The sequence below is a fragment of the Actinoallomurus sp. CA-142502 genome (genome assembly GCF_050936355.1).
GTDB classification, from domain to species: domain Bacteria; phylum Actinomycetota; class Actinomycetes; order Streptosporangiales; family Streptosporangiaceae; genus Actinoallomurus; species Actinoallomurus iriomotensis.
This window is the reverse complement of the sequence record NZ_JBNJMY010000001.1, coordinates 3,374,507-3,390,326: the sequence shown is the minus strand read 5'-3', so window position 1 is coordinate 3,390,326 and position 15,820 is coordinate 3,374,507. Positions and strand designations below refer to the sequence as shown.

Sequence of the window (15,820 nt, the reverse complement as noted above, 5' to 3'; positions counted from 1 at the left end):
GCACGCCCGCGATGACCGACGACGACCTGACGATCGAACTCACGCGTGATCAGGCACTCCTGCTCTCCGACTGGCTCGACCGCGTGATCGGCACCGCGGAGTTCGACGGCCTGGTGAACCAGGATTGGGCGGTCTGGTCACCGATTCACCGGATCGCCGGGACGCTGGACGAATCGCTGACGGAGATCTTCATGCCCGACTACGGCGCCCGCCTGGCCGCCGCCCGCGAGCGGCTGCTCGACGAGATCGGCGAGTTCGGACTGCCACCGGCAGACGACGACTAGCCCGGCGGACGACCGCTCGGCAGGGCACGGTATCGCCGGCGCATGATCCACCAGGCGCCGATCGCGGCCGCCAGGGCCACGGCCGAGAGGCAGAGGGCGGCGGGCCAGGCGGCTTCGACGCGCGGGCGCGGTCGTAGCACGATCCGGATGTGGTGGCCGCCGACGTCGCTCCGGAGGCGAGATCCTCCCCAGACGTAGGTGCCGACGATCAGGGCCCACGTGGCCGCGAAGGCGACCGCGGCCGGCGCGCCCGACAGCCGGACCAGGCGAGGCCGTCGCCGCAGGGCGCCCGTGCCGGCGAGCGCCGCGGTGGCGAGGGCGACGGTCACCAGCAGGATCGCGCTCCCGGCGTTCGGACCGTCCCAGAGGCCGGTCCCGGACGTCTCGACGGCCACGAACACGTCGGCGGACGGGTCCGACGGCTGCTGCTCGACGTGCCAGACCACGCCGGTCGCCCACATCAGCACCGTGGTGGAGGCGAGCAGCAGGCCGGCAGCGGCCGCCGTGGCGGCGAGCAGCCGGACCGGCGCCCTCATGGCCGTGGCGTGCACGGCCGGCTCGCCGCCGGCGGACAGGTCGGGACTCATGCCGGTCGAGGTTAGGGGATCTTCACCGGCCCGGCCCCCGCAACGACGGAACGCCCGCCGCTCGGCCGGGCCGGACAGGCAGGTCAGGATCGCCGCCTGGAGGTCTGGTACGGCGGGCGGATCGCGGTGCCGGGCTCCGACGACTCCGGCAAGCCCCGGTTCCTGCGGCTTCTCGCCGGTCTGCCGTCGCCCGGCACGCCGCAGCCCGGCTTGGCTCCCCGGTCATTCGTGCGGACCCTCGCTCCGCCCCGGCCTGCGGGGACGGAGCCCTGCGGAGATCATCATGACTGAGTCCCGGTCCGGCTATGTCAGGACGTACCGGCTGCGTTTGCGGCTCGCGATGACCTCGTCGACGATGCCGTACGTCCGGGCCCGCTCCGGGGTGAGGAACCGGTCGCGCTCGATGTCGCGGCCCACCCGGTCGGCGTCCTGGCCCGTGTGCCGGGCCAGGAGCGTTTCGATCTGCGCCCGGACGCGCAGGATCTCCTCGGCCTGGATCTCGATGTCGCTGGCCTGCCCGCGGGTGCCCTCCGTGGCGGGCTGGTGCAGCAGGATCCGCGCGTGGGGCAGCGCCGCGCGCCGGCCCGGCGTGCCGGCGGCGAGGAGCACCGCGGCCGGGCCCGCCGCCTGCCCGACGCACACGGTCTGGATCCGGCATCGGACGAACTGCATCGTGTCGTAGATCGCCGTCATCGCCGTGTGCGACCCGCCGGATGAATTGATATAGACGCTGATATCCCGGTCGGGATCCATGAACTCCAGGGTGAACAACTGTGCGATCACGTCATTGGCCGCGGCATCGTCGATCGCGGTGCCGAGAAAGACAATGCGTTCCTCGAACAGTTTGTCGTAGGGATTCGTCTCCTTGTGCCCGTACGGCGTGCGTTCGGCGTAGGACGGCAACACGTGGCGTGCGGCCGCGGCCAGTCGCGCGGTCATGACGGTCATGACGTTCTCGCCAGGGGCCCGTCGACCCGGCGGGCGGCCGGCACGACGTGGTCGATGATGCCGTACTCGCGCGCCTCCTCGGCGGTGAACCAGCGGTCGCGGTCGGAGTCGCGTTCGATCTGCTCCAGCGGCCGGCCGGTGTGGAAGGCGATGCGCTCGGCGACCGTGCGCTTGGTGTGCCGCATCTGCTCGGCCATGATCTTCACGTCGGTGGCCGTGCCGCCGACGCCGCCGTGGGGCTGGTGCATGACCACCTGGGTGTACGGCAGGGCGTATCGCTTGCCCGGCGTTCCCGCGCAGAGCAGGAACTGGCCCATCGACGCGGCGAACCCCATCGCGACGGTGGCGATGTCGTTGGGGACGTACTGCATCATCCCGTAGATCGCCATGCCGGCGGTGACCGAGCCGCCGGGCGAGTTGATGTAGAGGTGGATGTCGCCGCGCGGGTCCTCGGCGGACAGGAGCAGCAGTTCGGAGCAGATGCGGTTGGCGATCTCATCGTCCACCTCCTGCCCGAGGAAGACGATGCGCTTCCGCAGCAGGCGGTGATGGAGCTGCTCTCCGGTGGAGACGAGCGGCGGCTCGACGGCGCTCGCGTCGTTCAGCGGCCGGGACAGGGTCTGTGACGTCACAATGCCACCCGTTCGTTGTCGCGTGTTCGGCGCCAACGACACTAATCGCGGTTCAGCATTAATAAAAAGGTCGTTCGCCACGGGCGGAGCGTTTATCGCGCACTTATCCGCGAAATCTCATCCGGTCAATGAATTTCACTGTGGGCACATTATGCGGTCGGCGAATTCAGCCGTCCGATGAATCACCGTGCCGGTCGGGGCCGGGCGCGGGGCTCCGCGAGAGGAACGTCATGATCCCCCGCTGGAAGTCGTCGTAGGCGACCGGCGGCCCCTCGGCCTGTGCCCGTGCCGCCGCGCGGGCCGGCGCGAGCGCCACGTCCACCGCGTGCTTGGCCGCGCGGATCGCCGACGGCGGATGGCGGACCACCGAGAGCACGAGCCGGCGCGTCGTGGCCCCCAGGTCCGCGGCGGGCACGCTCCGGGTGGCCAGGCCGAGACGCACCGCCTCCTCGGCCGACACGAGGCGCCCGGTGTAGAGCAGGTCCCGCGCGACCCCCGGACCGGCCAGCACGCTCAGCCGGGCCGCGAACAGCGGGCTGACGAGGATGCCGAGCCGGGCGATCGGCATCCCGATCCGTGCCGTGTCGGCCAGCACCCGCAGGTCGCAGGCCAGCGCGAGCTGGCATCCCGCGCCCGCCGCCACGCCCTCGACCTCGGCGACCACGGGCACCGGCAGATCCTCGATCGCGGTGAAGGCCGCCTCCATCGCGGCGAAGCTCTCCGCGACGTCCATCCGGTCCGCCTGGACCCACTCGCGCATGTCCGAGCCGGCGCTGAACGTCCCGCCCTGGCCGCGGACGACCACCGCGCGCACCTGGTCATCCTCGGCCAGGCGGCGGAAGATCTGCGCCAGCTCACGCCAGTCGTCGCTCGACAGCGCGTTGCCGCGTCTCCCGTCGCCGACCGAGATGTCGGCGATGCCGAGATCCCGGTAGAGCAGCCCGACCTTCTTCGGCTCCGGCACCAGATCACCCGCCCGTACGTCCACGCCCTCGATCCCCGCCGGGCGCACACCCGGCGGGAACCCATGCCCTTCTTGAGAAGGGTTCCCCGAAAAGTCTCTTAGATCCCGTGATCGAGAACGGGCCGCTCGACCCGGAGCTGGAGCGCGGGGTAGCGCGGCGCGGCGAATCCGGCCGACAGATACAGCCCCATGCCGTGCTCGGTGGCGTTCAGATCGAGCATGTGGGCGCCGGTCTCGTCGCGGAACCAGGCGAGCAGCGCGTTCAGGCAGGCGCGAGCGTGCCCACGCCCGCGCCGGCGGGGATCGGTGCTGATGTTGGAGACATGGCCCCGCAGCCCGGTGAGGTTGCCCGGCTCCGGCGCGCGCTCGACACAGGCGCCGACCGCGCTGCTGACGACTCCGAGCTCGGGATCGTCCATGACGAAGGCGGCGAAGCCCCGCCGGTCCCGGAGCCGTCGCGCGTACCACTCCTCCGCGACGGCGAGCCACGCCGTGTCCTCGACGTCTGCCTTGTCCATCTCCCGCAGCATCAGCTCGCGCATCCGCGCGAGGGCGGCGGCGTCGGTCACCTCTGCCCGGCGCACCCGCGGGCCGGCCGGCGGCACGGTGCTCATTCCGACCGCACCTCCAGGCCGAGCGCCGTCGCGATCATGACGGCCTGCGTCAGGTCGATCACCGCGTCCTTCAGCTCGACCGAGAGCGGATCGAGCGCGGACAGGTCGCTGCCCCGCAGGTCGCAACCGGTCAGATCGGCACGGTGGAGCGAGGCCCCGGACAGGTCGACGTTCCGCAGCGTGGCACCGCCGAGCCGCGCGCCGGTCAGGTCGGCCTCCCGCATCCGCACGTCCTCGAAGGAGGCGCCGCCGAGGTCGGCCCGGGCCAGTTCGGCGAAGGACCAGTCGCCTCCGGAGACCTTCAGCAGCCCGTACGTGCAGGTGTCGAAGGCGCTGCCGACGAGCTTGCAGCCGGTGAAGGTCGCGTCGAAGAACGCGCACCGGGTGAACGCGCAGTTGGTGAACGCCGTGTTGGTGTGCGCCGACGCGTTGAACCGGACGCCGCGGAACACGCAGTCGGTGAAGACCGTGCCCTGGGTGACGGTCTCGGTCAGGTCGACGTCGATGAACGCCACCCGCTCGTGGCGCTCACCCGTCAGGTCTCGCCCGTCCCAGTCCTCCGACCGTACGGTCGTGTCGGTCTCGGGCTCGGCCCGCCCGCGTCTGCGATCTGTCATGCCCCGAGCATCGCGCACCGCGGGGGTTCGCTCATCCCGGGACCCGGTGCCCGTCGCCGAGGAGCCGGCGGATCGCGCCTCCGGACAGTCTGGCCTTGGCGAGGAACCCCAGAGCGGGACTGGCGTCGATCAGGCCGCCGAAGTCGTCCTCGGAGTGCGCCGACATGAGGATCACCCGCGCCTGAGGGACGGACGCGGCGGCCATGAGCCGGCGGGTGAGGTCCAGGCCGCTCTCGTGGCCCAGTTCGACGTCGACGAGGAGGACGTCCGGCCGGAGCTCCCCGGCCCGCCGCAGCGCCTCCGCGGAGTTCGTGGCGACCGCGACGACGGTGATCCCGTCGCGTTCGAGCAGCGCGCCGGCGGCATTGAGAAAACGATCGTTGTCATCCACGATCAGGCAGCTGATGGTCATGGTCCTGCCGGGAACGGTGGTTCGTCGGTGAAACCGCCGAGCCGAAGAGGAGCAGACGCTCTGAGTCGTCGTCTCGACCATGACTCCAGACAAGCCCACATCCCCCGCCGGGAGGTGTCTCATCTTGAGATGGCGCGCCGTCCCCCGGCCGGGCGGGGCCCGACCGAGACGCCGTAAAGGTTGATCTTGCGGTAGATGGTGGCGCGGGAGATCCCGAGCAGGTCGGCCGCCGCGGCCCGGTCGCCGCCGGTCTTCAGGAGCGCCTCGACGATCGCGTCGCGCTCGGAGGTCTCCCACGGGGTCAGGACGCGCCGGCTCCGCGCGTGGCAGGACGCCGGCAGGTCCGCGGGCTCGATCTGCCCGGTGCGCCGGCGGGTCAGCACCTGCCGCAGCACGTCCGCGAGCTCGGCCACGTTGCCCGGCCAGGCCGACCGCAGCAGGACCCGCATGGCCGCCGGGCCGCACGACACCGCCCGGCCGGCGCCGGAGCGGCGCAGCAACGCGGGTACGAGTTCCCGTACGTCCTCGATCCGGTGACGCAGCGCCGGCACGGTCAGGGTGACCGGGAGCCGGTGCGGGAGCTCGTCGGCGAGCTCGGTGCCCACCGGCAGGGTGGCGACCACCCAGGGCCGGTCCGCGGAGGCGGCCGTCGATTCCGGCCAGGAGTCCATCCAGGTCGCGATCGCCGCGAGCGCGGCGGGGGTGTACCGCTCCGGGTGGCGCAGCACCACGGTGGAGCCGGGGACACGCGCGGCCGCGGCCGTACGGTCCAGGCAGGCGGCCGGGTCCTCGTCCACGTCCTCCGGCTCGATCACCGAGAACGTGCCCTCGGGGCCGCAGTGGCGGTGCACGGCCGCCACCACGGTCAGCTTGCCCACTCCTGGCTCACCTTCCACGATCGTCCAGGTACGCGCCCGGCACCGCTCCTGCAACTCGGCGCAGACCCGGCGGAACGCCACCGAACCGCCCGCCAGGCCCAGCTCGGAGGGCCGGTCCGGCACCCGGTACGACGGCCGGTCCTCCACCATGATGATCTCCAGCACGGCGCCCGCCGTCCCGGCGTGGGTCCGCACGGTACGGCACCGGAGAGAGGCCGGTTCGCCTCGCGACAGCGTGATCTGGCCGACGGTCTCCCGGCCCGGCGTCGACAGCTCGGCCGCCTTGTCCTGGATGATCGCGTAGTCCGCCTGGTCGAGCAGGTCGGCCGCCGGCCGGTTCACCATGGTCAGGTTCTCCCCGACCGACACGATCGGCTGGTTGCCGCGCGCCCGGACGGCCAGGAACTCCTCCAGCATCGCCCGCTCGCCCTCCGACCCCGCCTCGGCCATCCGCTGGGCGATCTCCTGGGCGGCGTTCTGGGCCACGGCCATCATGAGCGGGCCGGCGTCCGCGTTCCAGGCCGTGATGTCGAGCAACCCGGCCAGCCGCCCGGTGAGGCGGTCGCGGACGGGCGCGCCGGCGCACGCCATCCGCTGGAGCGGCTCGATGAAGTGCTCGTTGCCGAACACGCAGGAGGCACCGCGCGTCTCGATCGCGGTGCCGATGCCGTTGGTTCCGACGTGCTCTTCGGCGTAGCTGAAGCCCGGGGCGAGCAGGATCTCGTCGAGCTGGCGGACCAGGGAGCGGTCCCGCACCCGCCGGTCCAGTACGCGGCCGTGGGCGTCGGTGAGCAGCACGCCCATCGCGGCGTCGGCGAGCATCTCCTCTAGGCGGTCCAGGACCGGGCGCGCGGCGTACATGAGGCGGCCATCGGTGTCGAGGTCGCCGAAATAGGGGGCCTCAAGGCGTTCGCAGTCGATGCCGAAGAGCAGCGAACGGCGCCAGGATTCCATGATCCCCGCGCGCAGGGGCGTCTGCGGCGCGTCCCCGGATGCCAGGAACCGCTCACGCGCCCGCGCGACCCGGCGGGCGGTGTCTCCACTGCTGTCGACCACTCAGCGGCCTCCCCCAAGCCCGCCGGCGGTTCCTTCCCTTCCCCACCGATTCTAGGGACGGCACGGAGACGCTGAAACACCCAGGCCGTACGGCGTCAGGCCGGCCGGTGCGGCGAGCCCGCCGGCCCGCGACGAGGTGGTCGGCGCTAAGACCGGGGACCCCACTCTTCGAACCTGACCACGATGCTTTCGAGCCGCACCTCGAATTCTTTGAGCGAGATATCCTGCTTGTCGAACAGCCGCCAAGTGTCGGCGAGTTCATCCACCAATTCCACCTGAGCCATCAGCAGGTCGGCGAACGCGTCGCCGCTCAGCGACTTCTTTCCCGAGTCCATCACCCAGATGGTTCCCGCGGCATCGGCCGAGATACCTCGTCCCGCAAGCTCGACAGCCCGCCAGGAAACCCTGGAGTCGGCGGCGACCCGGATCAGTACGTCAAGAGCCTCTGAATTCCTTATGGCCATTTCTACACTTTCATACCTAGGAGGCGGGAACCGATCCTTACCCGCCGGACATCAGCTTCCTCGCCCACGGTATGGCACGCTTCCCCGCAGGCGCGTCGACCCCACCGGCTCGAAGCACGGACGTACAGTAGGTCAGGCAGCTATTGCCCAGTTCCTGATACGTTCCCCAATCGCCTTGTGTGTCTCGCTGGAACTCAAGAGCACCCTTGGCGTTGGGCAGATCGAAGGTATGACTCATGATGCCCTGAGGGCCGTCATACGGGCCCACAATCGCCACACCATCATGAGGCATCAAATGCGTGTGGGACACCGAAGTGCCGTCTGTAACCTCAATACTGAAGTGATTATCTTTGCCGTGGTAATGCAATGTCGCAAGACCTGGCGAATCGCCGTTTCCGACGTTGGGCACCAGGTTCTGTTCCGCGGGATACGGCGACAGGCCCAGCGGGTCGATCAGCGTGATCGGGTTACGGGTGTAGGCGTGCGGGTTCGGCTGCGGTGTCAGGCCGAGCGGATCGGGCGACTGGTACCGGCCGGTGGCCGGGTCGTAGTACCGGTGGTAGTTGTAGTCGAGGCCGGTCTCAGCGTCGTGATACTGGCCGGGAAAACGCAGCGGGCAGGCGTCTTCGGCGCCGGTCGAGGGCAGCGATACTCCCCAGACGGTGCGGCTCCGGTGCCAGGTGACGTGGCCCGCCGCGTCCACCAACTCGGTGGCGCTGCCGGTGAGATCGCTGATGATCGCCTGAAACCGCCGGTCGACCCACTCCTGCGACGGTGCGAGCGTGCGGTCGGTCTGCGTCAGCGGCCGGAACGTCCCTGGCCCGTGGTTCCACGTGGTCGTGGCACCGTCCCCGCCCCGCACGGTGTGGGTCCGCTCGGCCAGCACCCACTCGTCCCAGGTGAAGTCGATCTGCTCCTCGACCGTCTCTTCGCCGCCCCGGCCCGACACCCGCTGCTTGGCGATCCGCCGGCCGAAGGGGTCGTAGCGGTACCGCCACGTCGAGCCGTCCGGCACGGTGACGGCGACCAGCCGGTCGTCGGCACTCCAGGTGAACCGGGTGACCCGCACCTGTCCCGAGAGCGTGCGCCGGCGCCGGGCCACGACGCGGCCCTGGTCGTCGTACTCGTGGTGTGTGGTGCCCGTGCGGCGCGCCAGGGTGCCGTGGATCTCGCGTTCTCCGGCATCGGCGGGCGCGTCGGCGGCCGAGGACTCCGGCCAGGCCGCGAACGTGACGTTCCCGGCCTGGTCGTAGGCGTAGCGCTCGGTCCAGCCCCGGGCGTGGGCCGCGGAGGTGACACGGCCGCCCGGATCCAGCTCGAACCGCCGCTCCCCCGAGATCTGGTCGGCGATGCCGATGACGTGGCCGTCCGGCCGGTACCGGTACGCGCGGTGTTGCAGGAGCCGCGCCGCACCGGGCGCGGAAGGCGCGGGGCCCGTCGTGACCCGGCCGTCCCGCACCGGCGCCCCCCACAGCGTCTGGGCGATGAGCCGGTGTCCCGCGTCCCAGCGCTGGTCGAGGATCGCGCCGTCACCGATGTACCGGCGGACCTCACGGCCGGCCAGGTCGTACTTGAACCGCACCGTCTGCCCGTCGGCGCGCAACGCGAGCGGCCGGCCCATGGCGTCGTAGTTCCAGACGGACTCGGCGCCGCTGGGGGTGCGCCGCCCCACACGGCGTCCCAGCGCGTCGTACACGTTGGACAGCACGCGGCCGTTGCAGGTCTCCGCGGTGATCCGGCCGATCGCGTCACGATCGATGCGCACGTCGGCGTCCGCGTTGACGGCACGGATGACCCGGCCGGCGAGATCACGGGTGAACACCGTCTCCTGGTCGTCGTACTGCCGGACGACGTCGCCGAGCCGGTCTCGGGTATAGCGGGTGACCTGGCCGGCGCCGTTGACCCGCTCGGTCAGCCGGCCGGCCGCGTCGTGGACGTAGCCGAGTGTCCGGCCGTTGAAGTCGGTCTCGCCTACCAGCTCGCCGGCCGCGTTGTACTCGTACCGCCAGATCAGACCCGACGGGTTGGTCACCGCGACCAGGCGCAGTTCGGTGTCGAGGGTGAACTCCAGGCGGCCGTTCCCGGGTGTCGTGCGCGCGGTCGGTACGTCGAAGTTGGTGTACTCGGTCCGCGTCACCTGGCCGGAGGCGTCGGCGTACTCGACCTCATTGCCCTCGGCGTCGTAGGTCCAGCGCTCCACGGTGCCGTCGGGGAATACCCGCTCGGTGAGCCGTCCCTCCACGGTCCAGCGGAGCCTGGTGCTACCGCCCAGCGGGTCGACGGCGGTCACCACCCGGCCGAAGGCGTCACGCTCGTACCGGCTGGTGGCACCGTCGGGGTCGGTCACCTCGACGGGGAGTCCGGCGGCGTTCGACCGGAGCCGCTGGACGCCACCGGTGGCGTCGATGACGGATGTGACCACGCCGCGCTCGTCGTGGGTGTACCGGGTGACGGCACCGAGCGGATCGGCGCGGTGTGTCAGATTGCCCCGCTCGTCGTAGCCGTAGCGCCAGACACCGCCGTCGGCCTGGGTCACCTCGACGGGCAGGCCCAGGTCGTTGTAGGTCGCGCGGGCCTGGTGACCATCGGGTCGTTGGACCGCGGTCAGGTCTCCGGCCGTGTCGTAGTGGTAACGCGTGGTGTTGCCGAGCGGGTCGGTCTCGGCCAGCAGCCGGTCGTGGAGATCCCACTCACGCCGCGTCTCGCGTCCGAGCGGATCGACCTCGGCGACCACCTGGCCGATCTCGTTCAGGTGGTAGGCGGTGGTGTGGCCGAGTGAGTCGGTGACGGTCGTGACGCGCGCCGAGACGTCGTACGTGAGGGTGGCGTCCAGGAACCCGCCGGATCCGGTGCCCCGCACCGCGCGGCCTTGCTCGTCGTACTCATAGCGGTACCAGTGGCCGTTACGGTCGGTCCATCCCGTCAGCCGTCCCAGCGTGTCGTAGGAGAACCGCAACGGCTCGCCGGAGGAGTCGACGACGTCGGTCAGCCGCCCCACCTCGTCGTACCCGTAGCGGACCAGCTCGATGTCGCCGGCGGGCTCCCCGCTCCGCAGGCACAGGCTCCGGACGCGGCCGTCCTCCACCCGCACGCCGATGGTGTAGCCGCCCGAGTGTCGCAGCTCGCGGAGGATCCCCGCCTCGTCGTAGGCGAGGTCGATGCGGTTGCCGTTCCGGTCGGTGATCGCCCGCAGCGGCATCGTGCGCCCGGCCCCGCCGAACGGCGCGAAGTGCCAGGTGCGGCCCGTCCCCCGTTCGGACACGGTGTAGCCGCCCTCGGCGGTGCGGGCCAGCAGACGCGGCGGGCCGTTCTCGGGCGGCACGCTCTGGCCGGGCGGCGGCTCGGGGTAGGCCAGCACCATGCCGTCCTCCCCCGCCAGGCAGACACCGTCGTCGTCGATCTCCAGGTGCTGGTCGAGAGTGGAGGCCCACGAGGGGCCGAAGAGCCGGCCCTGGGTCCAGGACGACAGGTGCGTGCGCTCGATCACCATCGGGAGCACGGCTTCGAGCTCGACGTCGACCTGCCGGAGCACCACTTCGCCGCTCGCGACGTCGATCGGGTCACGCGTCAGGACGCGTTTGGCGAACTCCTTGCCGCGGCCCAGCGCCTCAGTGGTCGAGCGGAGCGTCGTGCGCAGCGCAGCCGAACTGGTCCGGGCCGCGTCGCCGATCGCGTGGGTCGCCGGTGAGCGGAGCAGGCTGCCGAGCGCACGGAAGAGCCCGAGGCGTTCGGCGGCGACACCGGCCTTCGATCCGATCCCCAACCTGGTTTCCCATCCGTTCCACGGGCGACGTCATTCGCTCCGACGCGCGACCGCCGACGGCGGTTCCCCGGCGCCGGCGCCTCGCCTAGAACATCACCGACATGAAGGTGTTGACGTCACGGAACCCGACACGACGGTAGGTGGCGCGCGCCGGAGTGTTGAAGTCGTTGACGTACAGCGAGACCGCGGGCGCGATGGAGCGCAGCGCCTCGTCCACGACGGCCGCCATGCCGTGCACCGCGTGGCGGCGGCCGCGCAGCTCGGGGTTGACCCACACGCCCTGCACCTGGCACGCGTGCGGGGTGACGGCGCCGATCTCGGCCTTGAACACCACGCGTCCGCCCTCGATGCGGGCGAACGCCCGGCCCGAGCGGATGAGTTCGGCCACCCGCGCGCGGTAGAGCACTCCCCCGTCGCCGGTCTGCGGCGAGATCCCGACCTCTTCGGTGAACATGGCGACGCACGCGGGATAGAGGGTGTCGAAGTCCTTCATCGTGACCCGCCGCACCCTGGTGTCGGGGGCGACCGGCGGCGGCGACGTGGTCGACATGACCGGCTGGGTGGCGCGGATGGCGCGCGGCGCGCCCCAGGAGGGGCGCAGGGCGTTCCAGAGCTGGGTCACCGGCCCGACCGGGCCGACGATCGAGGAGCACCGCCGTCCCTGCGAGCGCGCCCGGTCCGCGAAGTGGCGGATCGCCTGTTCGTCGGCGGCGACCGGCACGAGGTTGGCGCCGGAGTAGCAGAGGGAGGTCAGCCGGCCGTCGTGGAGACAGCCCCACATCTGGGCGCCCAGCCGGCGGTGGTCCAACCCGGCGACGTGGACGCGGGAGCTGACGAAGACGTTGGAGACCGGGTCGGCGTCGAGGATCGCGAGCGCCTCGTCGAGGTGGCGGTCATCCAGCAGGCGGACCGGCGAGGTCCGGAGCACCGGGCTCACGAGATCTCCTCAGCTGCTCGCTCGGAGCAATGCGGGCCGGATCGCCGCCCTGCCGACAGATCCGCTCCGCTCACGGTGTCAAGGGTACGGCAGTATCGCCCGAAGATCTCTCCCAAGGTGCGACAGTCGTCTCACCACCGGAGATCCTCGGAGATCTACGGCACTTCTGACAAGCGGCACCCCCGGCCGGCGGCCGGGGGTGCCATTGGTCTCGGCCGGACGTCAGGGACGGCCGATCAGCGGACGGGTGGGCACCCGCGGCGTGACGGATCCCGCCGAGCTCTTGGCCGACGCCTTGGCCGCGGCGCCGGAGGGAACCGGGTCCGGCAGCGCCTGGCAGGTCGTGTCCGGTCCGTTGCCCGGCTTGTCTTTCGGCAGCGCGTCCGTGGCCAGGTACGCCGCGACCTTGTCGTCGAGGCAGGCGTTCCCGTTCAGGGTGTTGGCGTGGGTCTTGCCGCCGATCTCGGCCACGAGGCGGGAGGGCAGGAGCTTGTGCATCTCCTCGCCGCCCGGGTACGGCGTCGCGGCGTCCAGCGTCGACTGGACGAGGAGCGCCGGGGTCATGCCCTTGGCCTTGATCTTCAGCTTGGGGCCGCCCTGGAAGGGCCAGAAGGCGACCGGGGCGTTGAACCAGACGTTGCCCCAGGTGTTGTAGTGGTAGCCCTGCTTGTAGAGCTTCGCCGCGTCGTTGTGCCACTTGCTCCAGTTACGCGGCCACCGCGCGTCGGCGGCCTGCACGGCGTTGTACATCGCGAAGCCGTTGTCGTCGGAGGAGAAGACGTAGTTCTCGTAGAAGTCGGTGATCGCCGAGGCGTCGCCCTTCGTCACGTACGCGGAGAACACGTCGGCGGTCGGCTCGTACCAGCCGGTGCTGTATCCGGCGTTGAGGAAGGTGTCGTCCAGCTCGTCGGGGCCGACCTTCCCGCCGATGGCCTGCTTGGCGGCCTTGGCGCGGATGGCGTAGTACGCCTGCTCCACCTTCGCCTCGGTGGTGCCGAGGTGGTAGACCGAGTCGTACTTGGCGACCCAGCCGAAGAAGAACTTGATGTTCCGCTCGAACGCCTTGTCCTGCTCGAGCTGCGCGTCGTACCAGACGCCGCGGTCGTCGACGTTGCCGTCGAGGATCATGTGCCGGACGCGCTGCGGGAACAGCGTGCCGTACGTCGCGCCGAGGTAGGTGCCGTAGGAGAAGCCGTAGTAGCTGATCTGCTTCTGGCCCAGCGCGGAGCGGATGGCGTCGATGTCGCGCGCCGCGTCGGTGGTGCGCAGGTGCGGCAGGAGCCAGCCGAACTGCTTGGCGCAGGCCTGCGCGTACGCCTTGGACTTCTTGAGCCAGACCGCCTCGTCCGCCGCCGAGTGCGGGACGTAGTCGGGGCGCACGGGGTCGGAGTAGTGCGGGTCGCAGGTCAGCGCCGGCCGGCTGGCCCCCACACCACGCGGGTCGAACCCGATGATGTCGTAGTCGGCCGGGATCTCGTCGTGGCCGACGCCGCTGAACCAGCTCGCGAGGCCGCCGGACAGGTACAGGCCGCTGCCGCCCGGGCCGCCGGGGTTGCCGATCAGCACGCCCTTGTAGTGCGCGTCATCGGTGTGCTTGACCCGCGAGATCGCGACGGAGATCTTCTTCCCGTTCGGGTGGCCGTAGTCCAGCGGCACCTGGATCTGGGCGCATTCCGCATTGGCCAGATAAGGGTCGCCGCCGGCGCACTTGGCCCAGGCGATCGCGGAGGGCGCCGCCGTCCCCTCGGCCGACGCGGACACGGCCACGGCCGACGCGGCGATACTCAGGCCCGCCGCGGCCGTGATGACAGCAAGTCTCTTCAACGAAACCCCCTACGCGCGCGGCGTCCGACGACGAACCGCGCTGAGCTGAATGCGCAGATTGTTTCGTCTGTGCCATTTGGCGAAAAGGGGGCGTTTTAACTGTTGCGGGATCGTAATTGCCTGCTGGGAACACCGAGGCATGGGAAGACCCCCGGCGCGCCGCCGGGGGTCTTCTCCGTCGCTCCTACGGGCGGGCGAGCGCCTGCGGGAACTGCTGCGCGACGGCCGCCTTGGCGGTGGCCGACGACGCCGAGGACGGCGGAACCGGCTCGGGCAGACGCGGGCAGTGCGTCTGGTTCGCCGGCAGGGTGCCGTCGGTGAGGAAGGCGGCGAACTTGGAGTCGATGCAGGTGTTGCCCCGCTCGACGACGCCGTGCGTACGGCCGCCGTCCTCGATCACCAGGCGCGACCCCTTGAGCCGCTTGTTCATCTCCACGCCGCCGGGGAACGGCGTCGCGGCGTCATTGGTCGCCTGGAAGAGCAGCACCGGCGGAACGCCCTTGGCGTGCCCCACGTCGACCGGCTTGCCGGACTTGGCGGGCCAGGTCAGGCACGGCGCGTTGTACCAGGCGTTGGACCAGGTCTCGAACTGGTAGCCCTGGTCGTAGAGCTTCCAGTTGTCCTTGCGCCAGGTGTTCCAGTTCTTCGGCCACTTCACGTCGCTGCACTGCACGGCGTTGTAGACCACGTAGCCGTTGTCGTCGGTGGTCGCGCCCAGGAGGTTGAAGGCGTCCACCAGCGGCTGGCTGTTGCCGGCCTTGTACTGGGCCAGGGCGTTGGTCAGGTACGGCCAGTACGCGCCCAGGTCGATGTACCCGGCGACCAGGTAGGTGTCGATGAACTCGGCACCGCCCACGACACCGCCGGCCGGCGACTTGATCAGCTTCTCGCGCGTGTCGAAGAAGACCTTCCGCACCGCCTGCTGGGTCGTGCCCAGGTGGTACACCGAGTCGTACTTGGCCGCCCACGCGAACAGCGCGTTGATGTTGCCCTCGAACGCCTTGTCCTGCTCGAGGTTGGCGTCGTACCAGACGTCACTCGGCTTGACGTTGCTGTCCAGCACCATGCGGCGGACGTGCGACGGGTACATCGTCGCGTACACCGAGCCGAGGTACGTGCCGTAGGACGCGCCGTAGTAGTTGATCTGCTTCTGGCCCAGCGCCGCGCGGATGTCGTCCATGTCCTGGACGGCGTCCGTCGTCTTCATGTGCTGGAGCAGCGAGCCGTACTTGCTCCCGCAGGCCTTGGCGTACCCGGCCGCCTTCTTCAGCCAGGTCGTCTCCAGCGCCTTGGTGGTCGGCACGTAGTCGGGCCGTATCGGCTGGAAGTAGTTCGGGTCGCAGCTCAGCGACGGGCTGCTCCCGCCGACGCCGCGCGGGTCGAACCCGATGACGTCGTAGGTGGCCTTGAGACCGGCCGGCAGACCGTTCGCCACGCGAAGCGCGAAGTCACGGCCGGTGCCGCCCGGTCCGCCCGGGTTCACCAGCAGGGACCCCTGGTAGCCGGTCGTGCCCGTGTGCTTGTAGCGGGACAGCGCCAGGGTGATCTGCCGGCCGTGCGGCTTGGAGTGGTCGAGCGGCACCTGGAGGCTGCTGCACTCCAGACCGCTCAGGCCCGGATCGGTACACGCCGACCAGCTCAGGCTCGCGGTCGGCTGGGCGGGGCGGGCCTGGGCGGCGGTCGGCGCCAGCGCCAACGCGACCAGACCGGCTCCGGCGGCGGCCGCCGTGATGGCAAGCTTTTTCACGTAACCCCTTTCGCGCGGGGTTCGGCGATGAACCCCGGTTCATGCGGTAACGCACGATTTTCGTGACGACGCCGTACGGCCGGGAAGGGGCAG

14 protein-coding genes are annotated in these 15,820 nt (G+C 70.7%); 1 reads left to right on the top strand and 13 read right to left on the bottom strand.

Features of this window, described 5'->3' with window-relative positions; all coding sequences use genetic code 11:
• Nucleotides 1-11: 11 nt before the first annotated feature.
• The gene (locus ACQEV1_RS16455) at nt 12-284 is read left to right on the top strand and encodes a hypothetical protein (RefSeq protein ID WP_433394623.1); all 273 of its coding nucleotides are present in this window, start codon (nt 12-14) and stop codon (nt 282-284) included.
• On the opposite strand, the gene ACQEV1_RS16450 is transcribed toward ACQEV1_RS16455, so the two are convergent.
• The 13 genes from ACQEV1_RS16450 to ACQEV1_RS16390 form a co-directional block, all read right to left on the bottom strand.
• Nucleotides 281-871 carry a hypothetical protein gene (locus ACQEV1_RS16450; protein ID WP_433394622.1) on the bottom strand — a complete coding sequence of 197 codons (591 nt, stop codon included), beginning with the start codon at nt 869-871 and terminating at the stop codon, nt 281-283. The genes ACQEV1_RS16455 and ACQEV1_RS16450 overlap by 4 nt on opposite strands.
• A gap of 303 nt (nt 872-1,174) precedes the next feature.
• On the bottom strand, nt 1,175-1,819 hold the full coding sequence (locus tag ACQEV1_RS16445) for an ATP-dependent Clp protease proteolytic subunit (RefSeq protein ID WP_433394621.1): 645 nt from the start codon (nt 1,817-1,819) through the stop codon (nt 1,175-1,177).
• Complete coding sequence (locus ACQEV1_RS16440; RefSeq protein ID WP_433405915.1) at nt 1,816-2,424, bottom strand: ATP-dependent Clp protease proteolytic subunit; 609 nt, start codon at nt 2,422-2,424, stop codon at nt 1,816-1,818. The genes ACQEV1_RS16445 and ACQEV1_RS16440 overlap by 4 nt, the downstream gene beginning before the upstream one ends.
• A gap of 193 nt (nt 2,425-2,617) precedes the next feature.
• Entirely contained in the window at nt 2,618-3,439 is an 822-nt protein-coding gene (locus tag ACQEV1_RS16435) for an enoyl-CoA hydratase/isomerase family protein (RefSeq protein WP_285580933.1), read from the bottom strand.
• A 74-nt stretch (nt 3,440-3,513) separates the two neighbouring features.
• Nucleotides 3,514-4,029 (bottom strand): GNAT family N-acetyltransferase, encoded by a 516-nt coding sequence (locus ACQEV1_RS16430; protein WP_285580935.1) that lies wholly within the window; start codon nt 4,027-4,029, stop codon nt 3,514-3,516.
• Nucleotides 4,026-4,646 carry a pentapeptide repeat-containing protein gene (locus tag ACQEV1_RS16425; RefSeq protein WP_285617615.1) on the bottom strand — a complete coding sequence of 207 codons (621 nt, stop codon included), beginning with the start codon at nt 4,644-4,646 and terminating at the stop codon, nt 4,026-4,028. The genes ACQEV1_RS16430 and ACQEV1_RS16425 overlap by 4 nt, the downstream gene beginning before the upstream one ends.
• A 31-nt stretch (nt 4,647-4,677) precedes the next feature.
• Nucleotides 4,678-5,058 (bottom strand): response regulator, encoded by a 381-nt coding sequence (locus ACQEV1_RS16420; protein WP_285617617.1) that lies wholly within the window; start codon nt 5,056-5,058, stop codon nt 4,678-4,680.
• A 119-nt stretch (nt 5,059-5,177) separates the two neighbouring features.
• Nucleotides 5,178-6,992: a sigma-54-dependent Fis family transcriptional regulator gene (locus ACQEV1_RS16415; protein WP_433394620.1), complete on the bottom strand. Its 1,815-nt coding sequence runs from the start codon at nt 6,990-6,992 to the stop codon at nt 5,178-5,180.
• A gap of 146 nt (nt 6,993-7,138) precedes the next feature.
• Nucleotides 7,139-7,456: a hypothetical protein gene (locus ACQEV1_RS16410; protein WP_285617621.1), complete on the bottom strand. Its 318-nt coding sequence runs from the start codon at nt 7,454-7,456 to the stop codon at nt 7,139-7,141.
• Between the two features lie 37 nt (nt 7,457-7,493).
• Nucleotides 7,494-11,219, bottom strand: coding sequence for an RHS repeat-associated core domain-containing protein (locus tag ACQEV1_RS16405; RefSeq protein WP_433394619.1), 3,726 nt, complete (start codon nt 11,217-11,219; stop codon nt 7,494-7,496).
• An 85-nt stretch (nt 11,220-11,304) separates the two neighbouring features.
• On the bottom strand, nt 11,305-12,147 hold the full coding sequence (locus ACQEV1_RS16400) for a GNAT family N-acetyltransferase (protein ID WP_285581014.1): 843 nt from the start codon (nt 12,145-12,147) through the stop codon (nt 11,305-11,307).
• A 231-nt stretch (nt 12,148-12,378) separates the two neighbouring features.
• Entirely contained in the window at nt 12,379-13,980 is a 1,602-nt protein-coding gene (locus ACQEV1_RS16395) for an alpha/beta hydrolase (RefSeq protein ID WP_285617624.1), read from the bottom strand.
• A gap of 184 nt (nt 13,981-14,164) precedes the next feature.
• Nucleotides 14,165-15,727 carry an alpha/beta hydrolase gene (locus tag ACQEV1_RS16390; protein WP_433394618.1) on the bottom strand — a complete coding sequence of 521 codons (1,563 nt, stop codon included), beginning with the start codon at nt 15,725-15,727 and terminating at the stop codon, nt 14,165-14,167.
• Between the last annotated feature and the right edge of the window lie 93 nt (nt 15,728-15,820).

What these genes read in the sequence shown, in the direction of transcription:
- ACQEV1_RS16430 (WP_285580935.1), bottom strand. Translation starts at nt 4,029, where the DNA reads ATGAGCACCGTGCCGCCGGCCGGCCCGCGGGTGCGCCGGGCAGAGGTG.
- ACQEV1_RS16455 (WP_433394623.1), top strand. Translation starts at nt 12, where the DNA reads ATGACCGACGACGACCTGACGATCGAACTCACGCGTGATCAGGCACTC.
- ACQEV1_RS16410 (WP_285617621.1), bottom strand. Translation starts at nt 7,456, where the DNA reads ATGGCCATAAGGAATTCAGAGGCTCTTGACGTACTGATCCGGGTCGCC.
- ACQEV1_RS16445 (WP_433394621.1), bottom strand. Translation starts at nt 1,819, where the DNA reads ATGACCGTCATGACCGCGCGACTGGCCGCGGCCGCACGCCACGTGTTG.
- ACQEV1_RS16425 (WP_285617615.1), bottom strand. Translation starts at nt 4,646, where the DNA reads ATGACAGATCGCAGACGCGGGCGGGCCGAGCCCGAGACCGACACGACC.
- ACQEV1_RS16420 (WP_285617617.1), bottom strand. Translation starts at nt 5,058, where the DNA reads ATGACCATCAGCTGCCTGATCGTGGATGACAACGATCGTTTTCTCAAT.
- ACQEV1_RS16450 (WP_433394622.1), bottom strand. Translation starts at nt 871, where the DNA reads ATGAGTCCCGACCTGTCCGCCGGCGGCGAGCCGGCCGTGCACGCCACG.